General features: G+C 40.6%; 26 protein-coding genes and 1 pseudogene. 12 read left to right on the top strand and 15 right to left on the bottom strand.

Annotated features, from left to right (window positions below; genetic code table 11):
- Positions 1–210: 210 nt before the first annotated feature.
- Both TY16_RS14650 and TY16_RS25760 read left to right on the top strand, forming a co-directional pair.
- Complete coding sequence (locus TY16_RS14650) at positions 211–627, top strand: MerR family transcriptional regulator (RefSeq protein WP_043932611.1); 417 nt, start codon at positions 211–213, stop codon at positions 625–627.
- Between the two features lie 328 nt (positions 628–955).
- Positions 956–1,069 carry a YjcZ family sporulation protein gene (locus TY16_RS25760; RefSeq protein WP_081772987.1) on the top strand — a complete coding sequence of 38 codons (114 nt, stop codon included), beginning with the start codon at positions 956–958 and terminating at the stop codon, positions 1,067–1,069.
- A 124-nt stretch (positions 1,070–1,193) separates the two neighbouring features.
- On the opposite strand, the gene TY16_RS14655 is transcribed toward TY16_RS25760, so the two are convergent.
- The 3 genes from TY16_RS14655 to TY16_RS14665 form a co-directional block, all read right to left on the bottom strand.
- Entirely contained in the window at positions 1,194–1,745 is a 552-nt protein-coding gene (locus tag TY16_RS14655) for a short-chain dehydrogenase (protein WP_043932612.1), read from the bottom strand.
- 158 nt (positions 1,746–1,903) lie between these two features.
- Positions 1,904–2,401, bottom strand: coding sequence for an LURP-one-related/scramblase family protein (locus TY16_RS14660; RefSeq protein ID WP_043932613.1), 498 nt, complete (start codon positions 2,399–2,401; stop codon positions 1,904–1,906).
- Positions 2,402–2,419: 18 nt separating this feature from the next.
- Positions 2,420–3,121, bottom strand: a complete 702-nt coding sequence (locus TY16_RS14665) for a hypothetical protein (RefSeq protein ID WP_043932614.1) — start codon at positions 3,119–3,121, stop codon at positions 2,420–2,422.
- 301 nt (positions 3,122–3,422) lie between these two features.
- Between TY16_RS14665 and TY16_RS14670 the strand changes: the two genes are divergently transcribed.
- The 7 genes and pseudogenes from TY16_RS14670 to TY16_RS14690 all read left to right on the top strand — a co-directional run bounded on the left by TY16_RS14670 (position 3,423) and on the right by TY16_RS14690 (position 6,984).
- Positions 3,423–4,169, top strand: coding sequence for a 3-oxoacyl-ACP synthase III family protein (locus TY16_RS14670; RefSeq protein WP_231505627.1), 747 nt, complete (start codon positions 3,423–3,425; stop codon positions 4,167–4,169).
- Between the two features lie 12 nt (positions 4,170–4,181).
- Positions 4,182–4,361 carry a 3-oxoacyl-[acyl-carrier-protein] synthase III C-terminal domain-containing protein gene (locus TY16_RS26945; RefSeq protein WP_231505628.1) on the top strand — a complete coding sequence of 60 codons (180 nt, stop codon included), beginning with the start codon at positions 4,182–4,184 and terminating at the stop codon, positions 4,359–4,361.
- Positions 4,362–4,394: 33 nt separating this feature from the next.
- A pseudogene (locus TY16_RS27115) lies at positions 4,395–4,481 on the top strand (GntR family transcriptional regulator); the annotation flags it as partial.
- A 51-nt stretch (positions 4,482–4,532) separates the two neighbouring features.
- Positions 4,533–4,925, top strand: coding sequence for a GntR family transcriptional regulator (locus TY16_RS14675; RefSeq protein WP_269320347.1), 393 nt, complete (start codon positions 4,533–4,535; stop codon positions 4,923–4,925).
- A gap of 66 nt (positions 4,926–4,991) precedes the next feature.
- Positions 4,992–5,396 (top strand): CidA/LrgA family protein, encoded by a 405-nt coding sequence (locus tag TY16_RS14680; RefSeq protein WP_043932615.1) that lies wholly within the window; start codon positions 4,992–4,994, stop codon positions 5,394–5,396.
- Entirely contained in the window at positions 5,366–6,058 is a 693-nt protein-coding gene (locus TY16_RS14685; protein WP_043932616.1) for an LrgB family protein, read from the top strand. The genes TY16_RS14680 and TY16_RS14685 overlap by 31 nt, the downstream gene beginning before the upstream one ends.
- A gap of 206 nt (positions 6,059–6,264) precedes the next feature.
- A complete protein-coding gene (locus tag TY16_RS14690) occupies positions 6,265–6,984 on the top strand; it encodes a class I SAM-dependent methyltransferase (protein ID WP_052342874.1) in 720 nt (239 codons plus the stop codon).
- A 394-nt stretch (positions 6,985–7,378) separates the two neighbouring features.
- Here TY16_RS14690 and TY16_RS14695 read toward each other — a convergent pair whose 3' ends face one another.
- Positions 7,379–9,034 carry an alkaline phosphatase gene (locus TY16_RS14695; RefSeq protein ID WP_043932617.1) on the bottom strand — a complete coding sequence of 552 codons (1,656 nt, stop codon included), beginning with the start codon at positions 9,032–9,034 and terminating at the stop codon, positions 7,379–7,381.
- 464 nt (positions 9,035–9,498) lie between these two features.
- On the opposite strand from TY16_RS14695, the gene TY16_RS14700 reads away from it, so the two are divergent.
- Positions 9,499–10,329: a protein-glutamine gamma-glutamyltransferase gene (locus TY16_RS14700; protein ID WP_043932618.1), complete on the top strand. Its 831-nt coding sequence runs from the start codon at positions 9,499–9,501 to the stop codon at positions 10,327–10,329.
- A 224-nt stretch (positions 10,330–10,553) separates the two neighbouring features.
- Positions 10,554–10,712, top strand: a complete 159-nt coding sequence (locus tag TY16_RS27205; protein ID WP_155922341.1) for a YjcZ family sporulation protein — start codon at positions 10,554–10,556, stop codon at positions 10,710–10,712.
- A gap of 412 nt (positions 10,713–11,124) precedes the next feature.
- On the opposite strand, the gene TY16_RS14710 is transcribed toward TY16_RS27205, so the two are convergent.
- On the bottom strand, positions 11,125–13,314 hold the full coding sequence (locus TY16_RS14710) for a beta-glucosidase family protein (RefSeq protein WP_043932620.1): 2,190 nt from the start codon (positions 13,312–13,314) through the stop codon (positions 11,125–11,127).
- A gap of 495 nt (positions 13,315–13,809) precedes the next feature.
- Between TY16_RS14710 and TY16_RS14715 the strand changes: the two genes are divergently transcribed.
- Complete coding sequence (locus TY16_RS14715) at positions 13,810–14,118, top strand: hypothetical protein (protein WP_043932621.1); 309 nt, start codon at positions 13,810–13,812, stop codon at positions 14,116–14,118.
- A gap of 210 nt (positions 14,119–14,328) precedes the next feature.
- On the opposite strand, the gene TY16_RS14720 is transcribed toward TY16_RS14715, so the two are convergent.
- The 10 genes from TY16_RS14720 to TY16_RS14765 form a co-directional block, all read right to left on the bottom strand.
- On the bottom strand, positions 14,329–15,468 hold the full coding sequence (locus TY16_RS14720; protein WP_442853221.1) for a M20 metallopeptidase family protein: 1,140 nt from the start codon (positions 15,466–15,468) through the stop codon (positions 14,329–14,331).
- 473 nt (positions 15,469–15,941) lie between these two features.
- Positions 15,942–16,475, bottom strand: coding sequence for a GNAT family N-acetyltransferase (locus TY16_RS14725; RefSeq protein WP_043932623.1), 534 nt, complete (start codon positions 16,473–16,475; stop codon positions 15,942–15,944).
- Between the two features lie 128 nt (positions 16,476–16,603).
- Positions 16,604–16,990, bottom strand: coding sequence for an ACT domain-containing protein (locus tag TY16_RS14730; RefSeq protein ID WP_043932624.1), 387 nt, complete (start codon positions 16,988–16,990; stop codon positions 16,604–16,606).
- Between the two features lie 204 nt (positions 16,991–17,194).
- Positions 17,195–18,805 carry an FMN-binding glutamate synthase family protein gene (locus TY16_RS14735; RefSeq protein WP_081772990.1) on the bottom strand — a complete coding sequence of 537 codons (1,611 nt, stop codon included), beginning with the start codon at positions 18,803–18,805 and terminating at the stop codon, positions 17,195–17,197.
- Positions 18,806–18,835: 30 nt separating this feature from the next.
- Positions 18,836–19,465, bottom strand: a complete 630-nt coding sequence (locus TY16_RS14740; protein ID WP_043932625.1) for an NAD(P)H-binding protein — start codon at positions 19,463–19,465, stop codon at positions 18,836–18,838.
- A gap of 779 nt (positions 19,466–20,244) precedes the next feature.
- Entirely contained in the window at positions 20,245–20,820 is a 576-nt protein-coding gene (locus TY16_RS14745; protein WP_442853222.1) for a cysteine hydrolase family protein, read from the bottom strand.
- 213 nt (positions 20,821–21,033) lie between these two features.
- Positions 21,034–21,777 (bottom strand): YqcI/YcgG family protein, encoded by a 744-nt coding sequence (locus TY16_RS14750; RefSeq protein ID WP_043932626.1) that lies wholly within the window; start codon positions 21,775–21,777, stop codon positions 21,034–21,036.
- A gap of 95 nt (positions 21,778–21,872) precedes the next feature.
- Positions 21,873–22,634 carry an SDR family NAD(P)-dependent oxidoreductase gene (locus TY16_RS14755; protein WP_043932627.1) on the bottom strand — a complete coding sequence of 254 codons (762 nt, stop codon included), beginning with the start codon at positions 22,632–22,634 and terminating at the stop codon, positions 21,873–21,875.
- Positions 22,635–22,739: 105 nt separating this feature from the next.
- Positions 22,740–23,684, bottom strand: a complete 945-nt coding sequence (hprK, locus tag TY16_RS14760; RefSeq protein WP_043932628.1) for an HPr(Ser) kinase/phosphatase — start codon at positions 23,682–23,684, stop codon at positions 22,740–22,742.
- Positions 23,685–23,905: 221 nt separating this feature from the next.
- Entirely contained in the window at positions 23,906–24,286 is a 381-nt protein-coding gene (locus TY16_RS14765) for a DUF1801 domain-containing protein (protein ID WP_043932629.1), read from the bottom strand.
- Positions 24,287–24,521 lie beyond the last annotated feature (235 nt).

Genomic DNA, 24,521 nt, shown 5'->3' on the forward strand with positions numbered 1-24,521 from the left:
ATACGATTATGAAATAAACCCTCCAGCTCTCTCTTGCAAAAACAATCGTATTCCTTAGAGTTAACTCTAAGTCAAGCACTGGATTAAGATTTTTATTAAGTGTCCATCTTTTCCTTAAGTTGCTTTGACATCATTAAAATACGGTGTTAGTATTTCACATACCTAGAGTTAACTCGAAGTCTATGAAGTCAGAAAGGGAGATAATAAAAGATGAAGTCCTATTCGATTAGTGAAGTTGCGAAAGAATTGAATCTTACACCATATACGTTGCGTTACTACGACAAGGAGGGACTTTTGCCTTTTGTAGAAAGGACACCGAGTGGAATACGCTTGTTTAAAGAATCTGATATCGAGGCTTTAAAGGTGATTGAATGTTTGAAAGCCACCGGAATGCCAATTAAGGAAATTAAACATTTTATTGATTGGTGCTTAGAAGGGGATGCAACACTGCAGCAGAGATTTGACATGTTCATGGAACGGAAAGCCAGTGTAGAAGCTCAGATGGAAGAATTAAAAAAGACAATGGAACTTATCGACCATAAATGCTATTACTATAAAACTGCATTGGAAGCCGGTACAGAAGATATTCACAAAAATGATAAAGTTGAGATATATGCCAACAATTAAAAGACCCACCTGTATTTCATAAGTGTTTATATGAAATACAGGTGGGTTTGTTTAGGTTCTCCTCCTTTTTTCGCAAAAAAGAACACCCTCAAATACGACGGGTGTTTCTTTGGCCTTAATCATTTATATAGACTTACCCCTGATTCACGAACTTCTTTTCAAGTACAAAATGCGAATTAACAATGCAAGTCGCATAGTAATGCGCACTAGCATTAGATTGTGGATACATAGACATAAATATATTTGTGGTTAAAAATCCACTCTTGTCCAGTTCAATCAAATTATGTTTCTCATATCTTGCTAATAACTATAAATAGGTGGTGAGACCATGAGCTATTCAATGCAATGTGGGGGAGGAATGGGCACTAGCTTTGCCCTGCTTGTTGTTCTATTTATCCTTTTAATCATTATTGGTGCTTCATTTATGGGCGGAGGCTATTAAACTCCTAGCAATGTACCACCAAGTTCATTATCCTGTTTGGAGGCACTAGATTAGGTGCTTCCTTACTTTGTTAGGAAATGGTAGTCATTCAAATAAGCACTTCCCTTCACAACTTTATAAACGATCACTTAGGACGCTTTTCCCAAGGCTGAATTTGACCAATAGTCAGCAATTTCTTTTTCTGCTTAATAGCTTCGATTACACCTTCAGAAATTTCGTTATTTGTTAACCATCTTGACTGGGAACCTTCAGATATAAACCCTAGTTGAACTTGATAATATCCACAACTGGAGGGTGCTGGAATCTTATTTTTAATATCCTCTAAGTCTGAACTGCTCCCCAATATATGAAATAATTGCCAATGATACTTACCTTTCGAAACCTCATTCACAATAATTGGGAGAGCCTTTTCTGCAGTTGAATGGATCCATGCAACAACAATATCAATTTCTCCATTTTGCTTAATTGTTAAATTTATTTTCTCCTTTAATTGGTCATTATTTCTATAATCAACTAATAATGGAGTTATATTACTATACGAACTGGTCTTTTCTATTAATTGCTTCATTCGTTCGGCACTTCTTGCAATAATTGACACATGATAGCCGTTCTCTACTAACCAAAGTGACACTCTTGATAACATACCAGTACCACCCACAACTAGTGCGTGTTTCATTATTATCCCCTCCAATCCTAATAAGTGACAACGAAGGCATATTCAACTAACTTCCCTTAATAGTTGATAAGCAGATTTTTTTAAAAACATATGCAATCTTTAAGCTGCACCTAGTGAAGTTCTATAAATCACCATGCTTGTAGATATTACAACCCCACCTAAGTGGTCACTGCTGATGAAGCAGCTGCCTGGTCAGCCTTCACACAATCAATTGCGACAACGAGGGCAATTATGACGGCTTCCATTTCTTCATTCACGATCTGGACCTTGTAGCTATCACCCCAGGTAAACCACTCTTTGCTTACTTGGCCGACGACCTCGCCATGCTGAATGATTTGAAAATCCATATCCCACCAATTACCATCAACTTCAATTCCTGCTGCATCAATCGTATAGCGTGCCTTAAAGAAAGAAAACTCCTTCCTTATTGTTAACACCTCTCGGCCATTCACTTCGACAAGAAACTGAGGCAAAAAGCTGAACATCTTTTTTGTAATAAGTGCAACTTCATCTCTTGCGGTATTCATTATGGAGAAAGTCTTGGGTATTTTCATAAAACTGCCCTCTACATAATACACATCCCTCTCCTGCTGATCTTTTACAGTAAATTTGCCGCTTAGGCTGAATACCTTCTGCTTTATAAAAAGCTGCTTCATCTCTACCCCTCCTTGGTATTAAGACACATCTGTTTCAGCTTTCTTATTTACCTTTTTGGCTTTAAGTGCTTTTCGCTCTGCTCTTGATAATTTCCGCCGGCCTTTTGGAAGCTCTTCTGCTGCTTCAAATTGTACTGGGTGAAAGAAAACAGGCAATATGAATGTGATTAGCAGCCCAAGTAAATACATAGCAGTTGGTAGATAAATCGCTTTAACTTTATTATCCATTAGCCGCATAATCAGTCCTTCCGTTGGACGTGCATCACCAGGGATCGCAAAGAAAACAATGATCACGGCTGCAATTAAAAACGCTTTTCCGATCCACGATTCTGCTGGATTATGGATACCTTCCGCAATGACTTTTGTTTTTGTGAAAAGGAATACTAAAAGTATTAAGTAAATGGCTAATGAAATATAAAAGAAGATCGTACCAAAGGTAAAGAAAAATAATGGCATTACGGCATGAAGCCCAAAGTTAAATAACATGAAAAACCCCATCACTCGCTGGTGGGATTGCCTATCCACTCCGCTTCGCCAACTACGCCAGCCAGCGAATAACTCCATGAAAAGAAGAATAGTAAAAAAAATAAAAAGCAATGCTGAGGATACTATTAAACTAACCATAGGAGTTATGATTAGATACATAGTGATAGGGCCGATAACATTACCATAATTCAGGTAGTTCTTAAATGTCCTCTCTACCTCTTGAATTTCACGCAAACCTACAGTCCTCCTTCCTATAGGAAAATAACTGAATTTCTTCCATTATATCTTATTACGCATTTTGATTAGAGAAGATTCAGTTTTTTCTTTTCTTTAGCTAATCTGCACATTCAATAGGCATGTCCCTTTTAATTTCAAACTTTTTATATCCCCAGTTATAAAGAGTCCAATGGTTTCAACTCTGACAAAATAAGCACCCCCTTTTACACCTCTTTACCAAAAGAGAGAAATATTCACAAAATATCGAATATTGTGTTAAAATGATGGTAAAAGTTAACTTATTTAGGGGTTTTGGTAAATGTACAGTGCAGGCATACTTGGTATTGGAGTAAACATCCCAGAAATAGTCATAACAAATGAAGTGTTAGCACAGCGGTTCGGTATTACGGAAGAAGGGATTTTTATGAAGACAGGCATTTTGGAGAGACGCTACGAATCTCCTTTTGCTTCTCTTACGGATATGTGTGAAATCGCGGGTATGCGTGCGATACAAGATGCTGGTGTCGACTCTAGTGAAATAGACATGGTTATTATCGGGACAAACACTCATGACACCCATATCACGGCTGCGTTAGTGCAGGATAGAATTGGGGCAACACAATGCGCAGGTCTAGACCTTCATTCGGGATGTTCTAGCTTTATCACAGCCTTGGTGACAGGGGCGCAGTTCGTCCAGACAGGGTTATACAAAAATGTGTTAGTAATTGCCGTCGACAAATGCTCTTCCCTCTTAAACCCAATGGACAAAAAGACAGCCCTTTTGTTTGCTGATGGTGCTGCGGCTGTTGTCCTAGGACGAGTAGGAAAAGACAGAGGTATCCTCGGCATTAATATGCAGATGGACGGAAGCGGAGGAAAATACCTACACCTTGATGAAAATAAGTACATTAAGATGGACGGAAGAGCCGTTTATGAATTTGCTGTCGATAGATTTCCAAAAGCGGTGTATAAAGTGTTGGAAGTATCAGGTCTCAGTCTGTCAGATATAAATTTTATAGTGCCGCACCAATCCAATCTACGTATCATCGAAAAGGGCATTGAGTAACTAGGGTACCCAATGGAAAACGTACACACCAAAACCATTCAATATTACGGAAACTCCTCAGCACCCACCATAGCAATCGGACTATATGAGGAAGTAAAGGAAGGTAAGATAAAAGACGGGGATTTAGTTGTTCTTGTAGGTTATGGGGCAGGCCTCGGTTGGGGATCAGTGGTTCTTCGTTGGGGAAAATAATCATTCAAAACTACCTTCAAGCGTTCTCTTAGTGAAAACCTTGGAATTAGCCGCACCCCATTAAAATTGGCTTTGCAGCAGCTGGAACTGGAAGGCTGGATTCAATCTGTACCAAGAAAAGGAATTGTCGTCAAATCGATTAATAAACACGATGTCGATGAAGTTTTTCAACTGCGAAAGGCAAATGATGTTCTGGCCATTGAACTACTCATTCCTCTTCTCGATGATGAAACGATCAATAAAATTGAGAACGTAAATAAACAGTTATTGGACATTAAGGAAGACCCCATACAATTTATGTATGCTGATTCATCCTTTCACTTATTTCTTGCAGAGTTAAGCCAAAACTATCGCCTGCATCAATTAATCCAAAACCTCACAGACCATGTTAATTGGTATGGCCTCGTTGCACTAAAATCCGGCGTAGACTTAGATGAGGTTTATGCCGAACATAAATTCATAATTGAGGGGCTTAAAGCAAGGAATTTACACCAAACAACGGATGCTGTTTTAAACCATCTTGAACACGCGCATCGTGCAATCATAGCAAATCTTGTGGATTGAAAAGAATTATCTATCATTTTATTAGAAAGAAGGGAAAATTAGTTCCAAATAGAGGGACAACAAAACATGAAAATTCTTGCGATTGTTTTACAAATTGGTATTTTATATCTGTTTTCCTTCATCGGGACTTTTATCCAGAACATGTTTAACCTGGTCATTCCGGGGAGTATTATAGGGCTTTTATTGCTATTTATTTTCCTATGTTTAAAAATTGTACCAGTGAAGTGGATTGAAAATGGATCAGTCTTTTTACTTGGTATATTAATGTTTTTATTTATTCCAACAACCGTTGGTCTCATGAACTATCCTTCGTTACTTTCCATTCATGGCGCATTACTCGTTGTAGCCATATTAGTAAGTACAATCATTTCAATTGCCATTGCAGGAACAGCAATTCAATTTTTTGAGAAAAAAGCACAAAAAAGAAAGGATGATAAAGGATGCAGCAAGCCCTTCTCGCATTCTTCATGATGTTCCTAACCGTTGTTGTTTATTTTGCAATGGCCAAATTATATAAGCGGTATTCCTATTTTTATTTACTTCCGATTGTAACAACGACACTCCTGCTGATCGTCATCCTTTTATTCTTTGATATTCCATATAAACAGTATATGGCTGGCGGGAAATGGGTTAATTCCCTTTTAGGGCCGGCGGTTGTAGCACTTGCTTATCCTTTGTATAAACAACGCTACTTTTTAAAAAATCATTTATTCACCATTTTAAGCGGGGTTCTAATTGCGACGATTTCAGGAATGGTCAGTATTGGCCTCCTCGCTAAGATACTGGGGATAAATCACACATTAATTCTGTCGATCATTCCCAAGTCCCTTACTACACCTGTTGCCATGGAGGTCGCTGAAGGATTGGGAGGCAATGCCTCAATAGCCATTTTTAGTGTTATCATGGCAGGGATACTTGGTGCAATAGCAGCCCCTGCTATCTTTAAATTTATGCGAGTGCATAGCCCTATTGGCAGAGGAATCGCTCTTGGCAGTGCCTCACATGCAATGGGAACATCTAAAGCTGCCGAATACAGTGAACTCACTTTTTCAATGAGTTCCGTTGCAATGGCATTATGTGCAATCATCGGTACTTTTATAGGACCAATTGTTGTGTGGGCTTTTCATTTTTAAGAAACTGTCTCACATAAAATATATATTTAAGAAGTCCAGTTTCCTTTTTATGCTCTTTGGAAATTGGACTTTTAATTTGGCAAAAGTGGACACAGCTAATGCTTATATCATTGAAAGAATCGGTTTTTCTTCAGGTCGCCAACAAGATTTGAAAGGAACCATCCTATTTCGATATTCATATTATGGCGAATAAATGGTTGAAGCAGGTGGTTCTAATTGGGGCTTCCAAGTATTTAGATTTTCTGTCCAAATTTGGTGTAAGTGGTGCACATCCAGGTGGTATTGAGCTAACGAAGAAAATTTTCGAGTATGAAAAGATTGACAAATTTTCCCAGGTGTTAGATGTAGGATGTGGTACCGGCCAAACCGCCGCCTACTTAGCGGCACATTATGGGGCAAAAATTACAGGGTTGGATGTTAATCCGATCATGGTGGAAAAAGCCAAAAACAGAATGAAAAAATCTCGATTACCAGTGAAAATCATTCAGGGCTCTATCGAGAAATTTCCGATTAAGGGCATTAAATATGACTTTATACTTTCCGAATCTGTTTTGTCTTTTGTCAACATGCCTAAGGCACTTAAGGAAATAATTAGATTATTAAAGAATGACGGGCGGTTTATTGCAAATGAGCTTTCCCTTAGCAGGAGAATTGGGAGGCATTCCGAAGAGGAAATTAAACAATTTTATGGGTTTGATTCTATTCATACCGAAAAGGAATGGATAACCTTATTTAAACAGACTGGGTTTAAAAAAATAGAAACTTTCTTAAAAGCACCCCCTCTCCTTGAAAACCAGTCAATGCCCGAATTTCAATACTCAAAGAATATTGAACGTGAACTCTATGAGATTATGCACCAGCATATGAACTTAACAGCAAAATATCTGGGGGTTTTAGATTATAAAGTATTTTTATGTACTAAATAATATCTAAACTTACATCTCGGAAACACATGATTTTTGCCACCTTCTCTTTTTATAGAAAGCTGTGTTAATGGATATTGTTGATTTATTAGTATTGTTGATTGGAGCGGAAGGCGCGAAGACTCCTACGGGAGAAAAGGTCAGTGGGAGACCCCGCAGGAGCTTGCGCCGAGGAGGCTCCCAGGCCGCCCGTGGAAAGCGAAGCGCCTGGAGCGGAAATCAACAACATTGTTGTTTAACGTAACCTTGTAGAAAAGGCCTGTAGGGAACATATCCACTACAAGCCTTTTTGCATTGATTATTAAATAAAGAATGGGAAAAATGGTCCGAATCGGCGGATTTCAAAATAAAAAAGTGCTTCCCCTGATGATCTGGGGGAAGCACTTTTTTCAAGCTATTATTTAGACATATTTAATGCGTTTTGGGATACATAAAAATCTTTCCCGTTGTATACAGTTACACCGTCAAGTGTCTTGGTGAACGTTTTTTTGTTTTGGGTTACATTGGCAATGTTTTTGTTAACAGGGATTTCAATCTTTTTATTTTGTTTTTCTGCAATGAATACAGGGTTATTTTTATCAGTTACATCAATGCGAGTTGTGTAGCCTTTATTCTCAAATGATTCCCTAGCATTGACAAAGAGCTTATCGGTTGTTTTTTTCAGGTCAAAGCCCATGAATTTAGCCATTGTTTTCGCGATGTCTGTGTTGTCAATCAATCCATATGGTTTTGATGGACCGTAAGCGTAAAGGAAGACATCCTCACCAGTATGGCCGCCGGTAGTGAAACCAATATTTGCACGGTTAGCCAGCATTTTAACCATATCCGCTTGCAAAGTTTTTGATGCTTTTAAAGCTTCAATTTCTGCAGCTGTCAGGTTATCCAGACCATATAATTCTGCTACTTCTTTCATATTCGAGCGGTCAGCTTTTAGTTGCTTCAATGCACCTTCAACTGTCATTGATGCTTTCTTCAATGGGTCAATGTAACTTGAAACTGGAATTTCAGGATAGTTGCTATTCGTGTTCTGGTTACCCATTGTTATTCCGCTGTTTCCGTGGTCACTGACCGCAATAACCATTGTGTTTCCATCTTTTTTAGCAAATTCCAATGCTTCTTTTACCGCGTCATCAAAAGCCAATACATCACTGATCATACCGATTGTATCATTTGCGTGAGCAGCCCAGTCAACTTTACTTCCTTCCACAAATAGGAAGAAGCCATCCTCATCCTTGGATAGTGTATTGATTGCTTTATTGGTCATTTCAGCAAGGGATGGTTCGCTATTGTTTGCTTTCTTACGATCGAAGTCGTATGCAAGTGCGGAAGGAGCAAACGAACCCCAAATTTTATCAGAATTTGAATTTAATAATTGGTCCCTTGTCTCTACCAAATCATATCCATTTTGATTTAACACGTTTACTAGATTTTCTCCATCAACACGTGCATTCTTGGTTGTTCCAGGTACGAGCGATTCTTTTCCTCCTCCGAGGACAACATCAATTCCCTGGTAAACTTGCTGCTCAGCAATGTCCTGGTAATTGCTGCGGTGGGATGCGTGAGCTGAAAATCCTGCAGGTGTAGCATGCTGGATTTCTGAAGTAGAAATGATTCCAGTTGCCTTATCCTCTAATTTTGCGCCCTCTAAAACGTTAGCAACCGGTCTTAATGCATCTTCTGGGTCGACTGGATCCACACCAGGTGTATTCACAATCCGAGGGAGAAGCCCAACAATTTTATCGTTGCTCTTATTACCTGTTGCTAATGCTGTACCAGCTGGTGCAGAATCGGTAATCGCAGATTCTGCAGAATGGGTACGTACTCCGCCAATGACGATTTCATCCATTGCCAGGTTTTCGCCTTTGTACCACCTTGCCAGAGAAGTAGCACCAGCACTTGTTCCATCCATAACCATCATAATGACGTTGGTCGGTTGTTTCTTTGTGTCCTTTGCTTCAGTTAAATTGTTGTAACCAGCAAAACCTAAAGATGAAACAGCGACGGCAGCGGCCACTGAGATTCCAGCTAATTTCTTTTTCAAATTGCGATTCATGTCCAAATCTTCCCCCTCGGATATAAGTAGTTGTAAGACATTTTTATAATAGAGTGATCATATTAATTTTCCATGAGGTTAAAGTAAAAGGTTTGTAAAACCTTTCATTCAAAAAGAAAGCAGGATAAAGTCTATCCTATTTCACCGAGGCTGCAAATGCGTTTAGCTACGAGCTGGTCAAGCAATTTTTTCGATGTTCACAAACTTTGTTTCATTGGAGTTTCTATGATTCCTGGGAACAAAGGATTGACACACACTCCTTGGCGTCCGAAAGTTATTGTTGCCACTTTGGAAATGACTCGCACTGCCTCTTTGGATGCTCAAACCAAGGCAGAGCCTATTTTTTTACAAATAACGATAGTTGATTTGCACACCTTTATTACTTCATGTAAACATGATTAAAAAAAACGAGAATACGATAGATATGAATGCAAATGAAAAGTCGTGTAGGAATGGGGGATTGTATGATCCAACTATCAGGGGTCCCGTTTCAACAGAAGGAAAATTGGCAGCTTGGGAGTATTGAAAAAACAATTATTCAACAGATGCAGAGTGCTCCCGTCTTGTATTCTTATAATTCCGAGTATGAATTATTGTTTGAACTTAAAGTGCGGAAGAACATTATCCAAAGTGCGGAAAAAATGAACAATAGTCAAGCAGAGTTTACCTACTTTGAATATGCCCGCTGCAACCCCAGGTACTGGCAATTAACTAGGGCAGGCGGGTTCTTTTTAAGACCCGATGTGCAACCGGCTGATGCAATTCTCGATATTTATCGGAACAGTTCACTCTATGCATTTGAATGTGCAACAGCTATTCCAATCATCTATTACCATGCCATATTGAATAGTATTGGCAGCAATTTATTTAATTCACTGTTTCAAAATCTATATCTTTACAGCTGGCATACGGATACAGACGTAGGTATCATTACCTTTTATTCCAATCATTTTATACCCGGAGATGTTTTGTACTTTAATAATCCTGACTTTGATCGAAAAAAGCCACAGTACAGAGGCATTAATGCTGTTGTCCTTCATGATGGCCGATTGTTTGGACATGGATTTGATATACGGACATCACAAGAAATGATTCAAATTCTAAATGAAAAAAGAAACCCGAACAGCCAGCAATCAGCTTATCTAACAAAATTGGTGACAAGGCCTTCTTTTAAGTATTTATTCAGAGTGGCAAGCTGGTCTAGAAACGGCAGAGCATACAAACCGCAGCGTCCGATCGTGCACCATAACAAAAATTCCATTTCATATGCTCACTATCTTTATTATTCACTGTAATATCTGGTCATTTCACACCCCATGACATTTACCCATTTTTTAATAGACGGGCTCAAAACACATCTCCCAGAGTACTATATAGAGAAATTCCTTACATGAAGGGAAGTGTGATAATGTATCCAAACCTTAACGCACCACCGACTCTTGGTGCTAATGTCGCTCCAAATATTGGTCCGAATGTTGCTCCAAATGTCGCCCCAAATATTGCCCCTATTGCTGCCCCAATGCCTACCTATACAGCTCCTGTTTATGATTATGGATGTGCAGCTCCTGCTTATAGTTATGGCTGTCCTACTTATCATAATGATTTTGTTCTAATTGTAGTATTGTTTATTTTACTAATCATTATAGGTGCAAGTTGTTACGGCTATAGCAAATGCTAACTTCAATGCTTCGAAGTGTTTAGCATCTTTAAAAATAAAAAACAATCTAAGGGCTTGGGGAACTTTCCTCAAGCCATATTTTTTAAAAAAACTTAGAGGTTTTTGTGCTTATAATGCGAATTCCGTAACTTTTTCTGCTTCTTTAATCAATTTATAATCTTTATCTTGTAAAGGTCTTACTTTTAACACGATAATGCCCCCTCCTTGTGTTGGATAAGTCCTTCTTCCACTTTAACATAAATATCCAATTAGCTCTTATAAAAATTGGAACACGAATTATCATACTAATTCACCTTTACTACGATAAAAACTTTATCAACAAAAAGAAGCAGCCCAATGTGAATTGGACTGCTACTTGTTCTACGTTATAACCCTAAAGATAGTAGAAATGTTTACTCGTTTATACTTCCCTTCAGTCAACAACTACTGTAGCTTCGAACGGTGTATCTTCGCTGGAGGTGCCAAGGTATACCTTGTATTCGCCTGGCTTTACTACAAAGTCATGTTCGTAGTAGTCCCACACACTCATTGGATGATTCGTGGCACCCGGATCGATTGTGATGGTAACTTCTTTTGATTGCCCAGGCTCAAGGAATACCTTTTGGAATCCGACGAGGCGTTTAGGCGGCTGACCTTTGACAGGAATACCAAGATAAACTTGGACGACCTCTGCACCTGCAACTTTCCCTGTGTTGGTTACGGTCACTTTTGCCAAGATCGGAGCCTTGCCGTCTGACTGGGACGGTGTTACCGAGAAGCCGGAAAGCTCAAACGTTGTATAAGACAGGCCGAAACCGAACGGGAATAGCGGCTTTTTTCCTTGCGACTGGTACCAGCGGTAACCCATGTTAAGGCCCTCGGAATAACGGATAACCGGGAAGCCTTCACCTTCGTCGATTCCAGGATAGCGCTCAGGGTTGCCAGCGTACAAAAGATCTTCCTCTGATGCCGTGTAGGTTGTAGGCACTTTGCCGGAAGGATTGACAACACCAAAGAGCAAATCTGCAACAACATGGCCATCTTCTGTTCCCTGGTTCCACGCTTCCAGTACTGCGTGTGCCTTGTTAATCCACGGCATCAAGACTGGGCTGCTATTTTTCAAAACGACAACTGTGTCCGGATTGACATCGAGTAGTTCGTCAACCATCCGGTCCTGGTCATTCAGCATGTTTGGAGTTGGTAAATCCGCACCCTCGGATGCGACCAAACCAGCCATCAAGATGACAAGATTTGCACCGGCAGCTGCAGACTTGGCCTCTTCCAGGTTCGACAAGTCTTTGGCTACGGTAACCTTGCTTACCTTTGCGTCAGATCCAAGTCCTTGCAGGACATCCTGCATCCCCTCTACCGGCGGTACTGTATAAAGCGGGTCGACCTTGGAAGAGCCTCCACCGCCATTGCACGCATCATCGACGTATTCTGACTGGCCGATAATCACGATGGATTTATAAGCATTGGGGTCAAGCGGCAGGATACCGCCATCATTTTTCAGAAGAACGGCTGTCTGGGCGCCAATTTTTCGAGAAATATCTCCATGGGCCTTCGCATCAATGACACCTGGGTTGTAAGGACGCTCGAATTGTTCGAAACGGAACATCTGGGTGAAACGGCGGACAAGGGCGCGATCTACAGTTTGGATTTCAAGACTCGTGTCCTCGAGTGCATTCTTGACGTTCGTTTCGTTTAACCACTTAGCGTCCGGCATTTCATGATCTAAGCCTGCATTCAGCGACGGAGCAGCAGAGCGCGTTGACCAGAAATCGGATTGCACATAACCTTCGAAACCCCACTCTTTGCGGAGAACGTCATTAAGAAGATAGCGGTTCTCAGTTGCATAAACGCCGCGGACTCGGTTGTAGGCGCTCATGATTGCAGCAATCTTAGCGTCTTTAACCAGCATTTCAAACGGCATCAGGTACAATTCCCGAAGAACGTGCTCATCCACCTCTACACTGGTGCGGAAGCGCTCATATTCCTGATCGTTAACCACAAAATGCTTACCCATGGCAATCACATTATGTGCCTGAATCGCCTTCGTTACTTCGACACCCATGACCCCGGAAAGGTACGGATCTTCAGAGAAGTACTCGAAGTTACGGCCGGCAATCGGAGTCCTGTGCAAGCAAACTCCTGGACCTTCCAGTACGTGCTGGCCGAGTGTGGCTGTTTCAGACCCAATAATGTCGCCGTAGTCATGCGCTAGCTCTGGATCAAATCCGGCAGCGAGGGCAATGGTCATTGGCAATGCGGTAGCAGGCGGACTCGGATGTCCATCGCCCATACCGACACCAACAGGGCCGTTGGTGATTCGGAAACGCGGGATACCCAGCTCTTCAATACCCTTCACATGGCGCTGTACTTGAAGCTGAGCCATTAGTTTTTCTTGTTCCTCCGCATCCATTGCATTCATTTCATCAGCAGTCGGTAAGGCATAGATATTGATTGTCTCCATTGCGCCGTGAAGCTGGGCAATCTTCTGTTCCAGAGTCATCGCAGCTACGAGCTTTTCAGCACGTTCACGCGGCGACAATGATTGATCCATCCATGGGAACGAATTTGTATCCGACTCTTTCAGTTCTGAGTCTAGCTGTTCTTTAGTCATGGTCGAAGTCTCCTCTTAACTTTTTATTTTTTAGGTATACTAGTATACTAACATACAATGTAAACGTTTTTCTACTAAAGTGAAATCGTTGTCATTTAGCTACCTATTAAAAATATAAAATTTAGTCTGGCTTCGGCTTTTTGAATGAAAAGTGACTTTGATTAGAAAAATTAATCCATAAAAACTTGATTCTGTCATTCTGTCATCGAGATGAGTGAATCCCCACCTGAAACACGCAGGTAGCTAAACCATTCAGGACAACTTTTTCTATATACAGGACACCTTTTTAGATTTTCATGACATTTCCCGGATTTTTCAGGACATTTCCCAAACGATACAGGACAGACTTTCAGATATTCAGGACAAACCAGTCCGCCGGCAGTGTTCATTCAAGTAAGCTATGTTATTCTGAAACTATAAAGCTATGGGTTTTTAAATTAGTATTTCCACTTTGTATACCTTTTATGATAAAAGGATTTTGGGGAGGTAGTTTGATTGAAAAAGTTCTATCTTTTTCTATTAATTTTAAGTTTTTCTATTATTACCATTGCTTGTTCAGGTAAAACATTAAGCGATATTGAGGCAGAAAAAAAAGGAATACTATCTCAGGATGAAGCGGAAGTAATGATTTGGGATACCCTTAGCAAAGAGGAAAAAGAAAAATATACGGTCGATTACGAGAAAGAATCTGGCACCAAATATTATCTTAGAATTTATGAGACGGTTGATGGAGAAATTAAAGTAAGAGCTAGGTATACTATTGATTTTAATACTAAAGAAATTAAAAAGTTAAGCACTAACTAATTTTCGAGAATTAGATTGGACATCTAATAAACAAGCTTGCCTTGCCTGGATTATAAAAAAGAACCCGCTCCTTTCTCTCACCGAGATGGGTGCGGGTTTTAATTTGTTTATTGCTTTTCTCAATTTAGTACTATTTCGTTCTCATGCTCCTTGATATCCCAAATATCCACCAAGATTTGGTCTAAAGACAGCTTTTTTGAAGACATTTCTTTACCTATAGTTTTTGATGATCTCAATAAACAATTGGATGGCGTCTGGAAAAACCTCTTCATCAATTTCGAATTTGGGATGATGATGAGGATACATACTCTTCTTTCCATTCATGCCTACATAAATAAAAGCCCCAGGTTTTTCTTTCAGATAATAGGAAAAGTCCTCCGAACCCATTACTGGCTCGACTAACTCAAATACGTCATTGCCAAATGTTCTTCTAATAATCGATTCAACAAATTCGGATTCTTTAGGATCATTAACTAGCGGAGGCGTTCCAATTATAAAATCGACTTTGGCTGTCGCGCCGAATGCCTTGCAAATGCCTTCCGTCAATTGAACCATTTGACTTTGAATGGTCCGAACAGCGTCCGGTGATAACGTCCTAATAGTACCTATGATCTTAGCAGAATCAGGTATAATATTATAAGTTGTTCCTGATTCTATTTTTCCAACTGAAATAACACTTGGATCCATTGGATTCACTTTGCGGCTTATGATGCTTTGTAAGGATTGAATAACATGTGTTGCTACATAAATTGGGTCGACTGTTTCATGAGGCATGGATCCATGGCCCCCATACCCTTGTATTGTTATTTCAAAGTCATCAACCGAAGCCATCATCGGACCAGGTTTTAAACCGATTTTCCCCTTATCCATTCCTTGCCATAGGTGAATACCGAAAATTGCATCGACATTTTTCAAAACCCCTTGTTGTACAAGTTTATCAGCTCCACTCGGTGAAATTTCTTCAGCTGATTGAAAAATAAGTACAATATTCGGTTCGATGTCTTTTGTGTTTTTTGCTATCCATTCTGATACAGCTAAAAGAATAGCCGTATGGCCATCATGTCCACACATATGTGCAACACCAGGATTTTTCGAACTAAACGGCTTATCGCCTTCTTCCATAATTGGGAGAGCATCAATATCGGCCCGTAAGGCAATTGTCTTGTCTCCTTTTGTTCCTTTGACAAAACCAACTAGACTTGGCGGCTGGAAATCCAAGATTTCAATATTTAACGCTTCCAGGCGGCTGCGTATAAATTTACACGTTTCATATTCTTCCCCGGATAACTCTGGATGCTGGTGAAGATAACGGCGGTCTTCTATTGCTTGTTTTACTAATAGTTCATTCACGATGTAAAATCCCCTTCTTTTTTAAAACGGTTCATATTAAAATAGCTACTATAAACACATACAAATTGCTTTTTGACGCATGGTCATAATGGCATCTATTAAGCGTGCTGTATTGAATATCACCAAAATCCCTTGTGGAAAACCACTAATCATGGCTCCAACAAGTAAATCTTAAGCTGATTTAAAAGCGAACACCACTATACGAAATACTTCATATTAATAAACTTATTTTTATAATTATACAATAGCAACATACTAGTTTTTAATAGAAAAATAAACCATATCGTTTAACAGAACCTTTTCATTTCATTAGTTGGGACATTTTTGAGTAGATAGGACCTCCACTTTTAAAATGAAGAGGTCCGGAGAAATGTAAAAATCCTGTTTTGCCAACTCTTTGTGAGTTTAATGTGGAATTCAATAAAAAAGGCGGTTAATCCTTTTGGATCAAAGCACCCGCATGAATAACAACATTATCTCTTATTTTTAAGTAACGAATAAACATATGTATCAAAAGCCTGTCCATTTTGGTACATATAATCCCTTAGAACGCCTTCTTTTTGAAATCCCATTTTGGAGAGCAAATTAGTAGAAGCTTCATTATCTATAAAAACGACGGCTCCTATACGAGTAAGTCCCAAGTCACCAAAACCATACTGAATTACCTTTAATACTGCCTCAGAAGTATAACCCTTTCTCCAATATTCGGGATGGATTTCATATCCTATTTCTGCTCGTTTATGTTTTGGAGACCAAGCATTAAAACCAATGGTTCCAATTATCCCCTGAGTTCCTTTCCTTTCAATACCCCAACGTATTCCCCTTTTCTCCTTATAACTGTTTGCAAAGAAATCAACAAATCCTTCTGCTTGTTCTATACTTTTTAAAGTTTCTTGGCCATAATATCTCGTTACATTTTCATTAGAAAAACAAGCAAATATTCCCTTAGCATCATCTTTGGATATTTCTCTTAAAACCAACCTATCTGTTTCTAATGTTGGAAACAACTTTTCTCCTCATTTCTTTATAATCCGTAGGATCTTATTCAACAAACCTGCACCGCTAGCTATGTAGCAGAACTCACCACAGAGAATCAAAGTTAATTACATTCCTACTTCGTTGTGCATAAACTCCGTTAAATATTGCAAAAAGAGTGACCATTATTCTCTAATACAATTCTTGCCTTTTCAATTGATTGACTTTTAACGAGTAGGTAATCCGTATTAAAAGTGGAAATAGCAAAGATACTAATTTTATTTTCTGCTAATGTAGTAGCTAACGAAGATAATATTCCAGTTAAGCTAAAGTCTAAAACGCCCTCTACTTTTATACATTTCCAATCATTTTCAACTTCCTTAAGCTGATCACTACTCGGTAAACATTCGGAAGGACATACGACTGAAAGTTCCTCATCGGTGCGAGTAATAGAAAACACCTCGCAGTTCAATGCCCATAATGGTATTGTTTCTGCTGGAGGAAATTTCACAACGGAAAAAGTTGAATCTATAATTTTTAATTTCATATATTCTCCACTCCCTTTTGAAGTTATTTTACGATCTTTATTTTTTCACTAACATCATAACTAAAAGCATAGCATATGTATTTGCACTATTATAATAACTTCTACCATTTTGGCAAAATAGGTGCGAATTCAAGTCGCACATACACTTGTTAACTGAACGAAAACAAAAAATGAAGCAGGGGCATCCCCTGCTTCTTCTTACCTTCACGCTCTTTCCTTCTCCCTGATAGCATCGACTTTCTCAGGCGTGAGGATAATGTCTCCCACCGAAGCTACCCTGCCCCATTCGTCTTTAAAGACGAGGTGCTTCCGCTCAAATTTAACAGGGGAATCAATGCCCGCCGCGGCTGCAAGATTGAACAGGCCTTCGCGCAGTGAAATGACATAGTTGGCCACCCGGTACATTTTTTCCTCAATCACCAGGCCGTCCTGAAGCTTCGGATCAGTCGTTGCGACTCCCGCCGGGCAGGCGTTTGTGTGGCATTTGCCCGCCATAATGCAGCCGACGCTAATCATGAAGCCGCGTGCGATGTTGACAAGGTCCGCGCCCATCGCGAGTGCAATTGCGATCTTGTCCGGTGTAATCAGTTTCCCGGAGGCAATCAGCTTCACCCTGTCCCGCACACCATACTTTTTCAGCATTTCATCAACGACCGGCAGCGCCGATTGAATTGGAAGCCCGACTGCATCGGCAAGTTCCTGGTAGGTGGCGCCGGTTCCGCCTTCCCCGCCATCAACGCTTATAAAATCAGGCCCCATTCCAGTATCCTTTATAATTGAAGCCATCTCTTCAAGCGAATCAAGGTCGCCGACAACGATTTTGATCCCGACTGGCTTTCCACCCAGGTCCCTCATTTTCTCCACAAACTCAAACAATTCATGGTAGTCGTTGAATTCATAGAATCTGTTCGGGCTGTTGATCGTTTTCCCTGGTTCGACGAGGCGGATTCGCGCGATTTCCTCGGTTACCTTATCGCCTTCAAGGTGGCCGCCGCGGATTTTCGCGCCTTGGGCAAGTTTAAGTTCAAACGCTTTTACCTGTTTAATTTCACTCTTCCGCTTGAACTCTTCCCAGGAAAATTCCCCACCCGGTGTCCGTACTCCAAACAACCCCGGTCCAATCTGCATGATAATATCGGGATTCCCTGCCAAATGATAATCAGACAGCCCGCCCTCCCCTGTATTCATCCATGTACCGCCTGCCAGGGCAAGCCCTTTAGATAAGGCGGTAATCGCATTTTTCCCGAGCGCGCCGTAGCTCATCGCCGACTGCCCGACTAACCCCTTTACCTTGAACGGTTTCCTGCATGAATCAGCGCCAATCACAACAGCATCCTCATCTGTCAGGAAAAAAGGATCTACCTGTCTTTCTTCCCGGTGCTCCTTCCGGGTTACCAGGCCTTCTTCATCGACTTTATAAACCATTGTATTGATTTTCTGGCTGTTATCGATTCGCAGTTCTTCCCGCTGTTTCGGGAACATGCTATTCCGAATATAATAGCCGCTTTTTGAAAAATCGCGTTCCGATCCGAAGCCAATCAAACGCTCCTTATATTTGCCCGCCTTGACGATATCCTCGAATTCCTTTCTTGGGAAAGGCGTGCCTTCAAGATTACTCTGGAACAAATACTGCCGGAGCTCGGGGCCGATTTGCTCGGTCATATAGCGGATTCTGCCAAGAAGCGGGAAATTCCTGAGAATTGAATGCTGCTTTTGTGTGTCGTCCTTCCGATAGAGATACGTCGCTGCCGCTGCTGCTCCCAGTACGGCCGTTCCTTTTAAAAATGCCGGAAGAAACTTTTTCTTCTCTGCCATCGTATCACCCTTCGTTTATTTTCTATGATTCTATAATTCTGTCAGCGCCTGGCCGATTGGTGTTTCACCCTCTGTCACGGTGATCGTTTTACCAATCGTTTTTTCCACTTCCAGCGCTTGGACAAGTACCGATGCGAGATCTTCTTTTGGAATTTCACCTTCTTCAGTGGTGAGTGTTTCCGAAACGGCCACTTTCCCCTTCCCCGGCTTGTCCACAGGCGTGCTCGGCCTAATAATCGTATAGGCAAGGTCTTCCTGCCTCAATAGTTCTTCCGGCATTTGTTTCGCTCCGATTGTACCAGTTCCGCTCGTGTCACTTTCCTCGCCCTTTAATGCACTAAGCAGCACAAAGCGCTCAACCCCGTGCTTCACAGCTGACTGAATCGAACCAACAACAAGTTGATGGTCAATCAATATCGGCTTGCTCTCCCCGGTCCTCGGGCTTGCCCCTCCTAAATAGATGACAGCTTGGCAGCTTGAGAAAGCGCCAGAAATCTCCTTCTCATCTATTAGGACAACCTCTGTCGCACCAAGCCGCTTCAATTCTTCGGCCCGGTTTTCAGAGCTTGCCATCACAACTGCCTCATGCTGCTTTTCAGCAAGAAGCTTAACAACGTGTTCCCCTGCCAAATCATCCGTTCCGATTACAAGCACTCTCATCCTATTCCTCCTAACTATGTTTGTTGCTTACACCTTATTCACTTAACCAAGACACCTTGATTCCGCATCCTCTTTAAAAAAATACTAAAAATTCAAACTTTCTATCCCTCATTGCAATATTCCACCTTTACCCGCTTATAAACGAAAAAGCATCGTTTTACTTCAATGGCTCTGTTTCACCCCTTAAAAAAGGTGATGGTGTTGTAAAAAATAGTTTCGCTCTTCCTTTTAAAGAAGGCTCTGTTATAGCTGAATGTTGATTAAAAAATAAGGGGAGAAATTCCGATTAAGTCGGGAAATACCCATATTCCCCGTAAACCTAAGGGGAGTTTTTCCGCTTATCATCCCGGAATCTATAAATTTTGACTTATTTTGAGAAGTTAAGGGGAATTTATCCGCTTATTTCTTCTTATTCAGGTGCCCATGCGTACAATAGCCGGAAATTCTCCCCCTAATTATTCTCATACCTCAACAAAAATCAACAATAAATACTAACAGAGCCTTAAAGAAAAATAAATGTAAGTAAATGTCCTGTTTAACTCGGTCTTCAGTTTTATCTTAGTAATACAAATAAATTGAGATAAAACCATATGGGAAGTCCGGTTATAAGATTTGACGAAATTGATTGGAATGACGCGTACAAATGAGGTCCTTTTAGGTTCTGCTTTATACAACTGAGGGTGGATGGGGCTAAAATTAAAATTGATTGCACAGCTAAAAAGGCCGTTAATAAGCGCGGCCTGAAATAAAAAGGTGTAAAGGGACATCCTTTACACCTTTTATGGCGTTTTTGATAGGGAGTCAAGCACTTGGTTCGTTGTAACGATTGTAGCAAATTCCTTATGCAGGGCAGCCAATTCCAATTCATGCACCACTTCTGGCATGTGCCGTTTATTTTTGTGGTCAGTGATTTCAAAGGCAGCTGTCGCATCAGACACGAGGAAATTTGAATAACCAAGATTGCCTGCCATTCGTACTGTCGTCGAGACGCAGTGCTGTGTTGATAAGCCCGTGATAATCAGCGATTTTACCTGTTTTTCTTTTAAAAAGCTTTCAAGCGGGGTGCCTATGAATGCTGAGTTTACGTTCTTGGTGAACACTTCCTCGCCTTCTTTTGGACTAACTACATCCTTGATTCGAACTTTTTTGGCGTCTTTATAATTTAATGGAGAATGCGGCAGCAGCGATAAATGCTGAGAATAGATGATAATTCCTTTTCGCTTTCTCCATTCTGTCAGCAGGCGGTAAATGTTTTCCTCTGCCTGAGGGTTGTTCCGCTCCCCCCAATAAGTGTCATCAAACCCGTTTTGGACGTCTAAAATCAGCAATGCTGGCAGGTTAATCAATTGTATCAAACTTACCCCTCCATCCAGATTATTTCCTTATTTTTCCCACAGTTCACTCGTTTATCCGTATAAAATTAACCTTCGATCAGGTGGGAGTTTGGTATTTTAATTGAGCATTAACCCAAATTGATTCTAAGATTGAAGCGTAAAGAAAATCTTATTTCACCAGACGTTTACTGACCCTTAAGAGTAAAAAAAGCATGCCGGATTAGGCATGCTTTTTTACTCATTTTTACTTGTTTTTTTCAGATAGTGATGAAAAGGACATTTGGAGATGGTTGTTTCATCATCTCTTAGAAAATATTGCTTCCATTCATAATTGTCTTCTTTTCCATACATATTTAAATCTGGGTGAATCGGGGCCTTGTCATAATTGGCAAGGCGTTCCCGAATGGATGATTTGATTTTTGCCGCCCTGTCCGGTGATTTATTGAACTCTACCAGCACCGACCTCGGGGTTATAGCCAGCATAAGATATGGAAAATATCTGCTCTGCCGGTTTTTATGTGCCGGAGTACCGCAATAGACGAAATACTGTTCTCCGTGAAAACAGAATTCCCATAACGTATTTTCTGGTTCAGCAGGAATAGGCTCGGGCCAATCCAGCTTATCAAGAAGACTGCTTCGGCTTAGTTGCTCCCAAAAAATCTGCTCATACTCCTCAACCGTAAGAGAATCCTTTCCCGTTTTTTTATAAAAAAGGACAAGGGATGTATACCTCCCCAGTTCCCTATAGTGAGTTGAATACTCTTCCAATGCACGGGCAAGTTCAGACGCTGCCGAAACGTCGAAGGGATCAGGAAGGAAGCCGTATTGGAAATGGTCAAGCTGATGGCCCAGGGTCGCCGGGATGCAGGGGAAAGGTTTTGTCCGGTCCTGCATTTTTGCAGAGAATAGGGCGACAGCATCTTTTTTCCATGTATCAACTCCAGATTGAAGCACGGAATCCTTTGTAAAAAGGGTCATACATGGGTCCTCCTCTCTCCATTTAACGTATTCCGGGGAGAACCCAAGTGACACTATTCATTTAAACCTGCTAGATTCATAGTAAGATGATTTGGTTAGAAATTCATTCTGGATTGTCCGCCATCTACATTTATACTGGCACCAACAATCCAGGATGCTTTTTCGGAGGCGAGAAATACGGCAACATTTGCGATTTCTTCAGGGGTGCCGAAGCGTCCGGCTGGTATCTCCTTCTTTACAAAGTCCTTTATGCCTTCCGGGTCAGCCTCTAGACGCTTTTTCCAATTACCTGTTTCGTGAAGTATACTTCCGGGTGCGATGCTATTGACTCGAATTCCACTTGAAATGACCTCATCAGCCAGTGACTTGGTGAAACTGATCAAGGCGGATTTTGCATTGTTATAGGTAACCTTTCCTCCGCTTTCTCTGCCGAAAATGGAGGTGATATTAATAATCGAACCTGACTGTTGCTTTTTCATATGCTCAACAGCCAATTTACTTAAATGGACAGCTGAAAAGTAATTCAACTCCATCGCCTCGTAATATAAATCCATTTCTGTTTCTGTTGCGTTCCCGCCATTGCTTCCGCCTGCATTATTAATGAGCACATCAATGGTTCCATATTTTTCAACAAAGGACATGATCAGTTTCTCTCGTTCTTCCGGGTTGGTGATATCTGCTTGAAAAATGGTGGCTTTGCCCTCTAGTTCTTCATTTGTTTTTTCCAGTGCATCCATCCCCCTGGCCGAAATGGCAACATTCGCCCCTTCCGCCACAAACGCCGCAGCAATCGCCTTTCCAATTCCCTTTGAGCCGCCAGTAATGAGTATATTTTTCCCTTGTAAAAGCAAATCCATTGTACTTACTTCCTTTCAACTATAACTAGGTTCATGATACCGTCTTCGAGTACAACAACTTGTATCGGAGTCCAACGTTCTGCAACAAACCACAGACAGCAGTGCCTAAAAGTATTTCTTCCCGGATTTTGTCATCATATCAGTCTCAATCCTGCTCATGAATTCCTCTGCTGCACTGTATCCCTGCTGCTTTAAAAACCAGTTATTTGCTGCTGCCTCTATTAACCCTGCAACATCACGCCCAGGCTGGAGTTGAATCTCAATGGAAGGTACTTTTACTCCCATATAATCCGTATAGTGAAATTCCTGTTCTAAATCATTATACAAAGCATCCTTTTCCCATTTCGTTAAATGGATATCCAGGGTAATTCTTGTTTCTTCTTGAAAAGCCTTGCGGCCGTATAAGCGGACCACATTCAACAAGCCAATGCTGCGCAGAGCCAAAAACTCTTTATTTTTTCCTTCATGGGTCCCGAGAATGGTTTGGTGACTAAGTTTCTTTAGAACAACAATATCATCCGAAACAAGCCGGTGACCCCTGCGAATTAAAGTGTGCGCCGTTTCGCTTTTCCCTACTCCGGAAGCTCCGCGAAGTAAAATTCCAATGCCTGATACATTCATACAAACTCCGTGCAGCGTCATTTCTGGTGCTAATTCTTTCACTAAATATGTATCCAATTTGGTGATAAACTCTGAAGTCGTCTCAGGTACATTTGCGACTAACAGAGGAATGCCCTGCTCTGTACAATGGTGAATCAAGTAAGTAAGTCCTTGTTCACCAGCTGTTACGATAAAGCATGGAGGATGATAGTGGACAATATTTCCGATACGGATTTTACGTTCTTCTTCACTTAATTTATGTAAATAGGTAATTTCTTTTCTTCCTAATATTTGAACTCGTTCTGTTGGAAAAAAGTCAAAGTGGCCAACGAATTCCAGCCCCGGACGATGTACCCGTGATTGGGTAATCTTTTTTTGTAACTGGCCTTCACCAGCCAGCACTTTAAGTGAGAATTTTTTAGCCAAATCTTCAACCGTAATTTTTTTCAACTTATCATTCACGTCCTATTAGCCATTTTTACCAATTATACTTAAGATTTTTTAAATCGCCCAGCGAATTACTGGTTGTATTTTTGCATCAATGACTTCTTTTGATTGTAAGGCAAGTTCATGATTCCATAAAGATTCCCAACTGTATAAATAATTAAACGGGACTCTGCCTTAGAATATCAGCCAAAACAAAAAGGCCCGAAGAACAGGACCTCGTACCCTTACTCGTTGTGCAATTCCTCATTCAAACTCACTGCTTCTTGAATTAGTGCTACTATCGCTTCTGGTTGAATTTCTTCCATCTTTTTCACTCTAATGTATCTCAATGCTTTACCCGAACCCTGTAATAACTTATTAGTATCTTTTTCCTGGAGTATATTACCTCTATGAAAGCCAAGATTAACATGGCTTTTGGCAGTTTGGATATAACATACTAATCCGTTATAAGAATAATTAGGCATAGACCATTTAAACTCTTCTTGAAGTTCTCCCGAAGAATTGAGGATTATTTTTCTTAAAGCAGATGCAATGTTTTGAATGTCTTCAGGTAATTCCAAAATAAATTGATTAACCTCTTCATTCTCTCTTCTCTTATCAGCCATAACTTATCTCCATTCCGTAATTGCTTAATATAATTCTACCTAACTAAATGAAACCATTCAATATATCTTGTTTCCCAAGCCTAACCCATTCTCCCTAAATGGAACCTACCAAAACATCATACGTATCACCTGTTTAAAAAAATAAAGCGCAAAATAAGCATATTCGCCCGCTGCAAAACGGTCCATCAGAGAACGCAAAGAAGCAGCCCAGAATAATTGGGCTGCTTCACTGCCA

Origin of the sequence: Bacillus sp. EB01, from assembly GCF_000613125.1 — a bacterium.
Lineage (GTDB): Bacteria > Bacillota > Bacilli > Bacillales > Cytobacillaceae > Bacillus_D.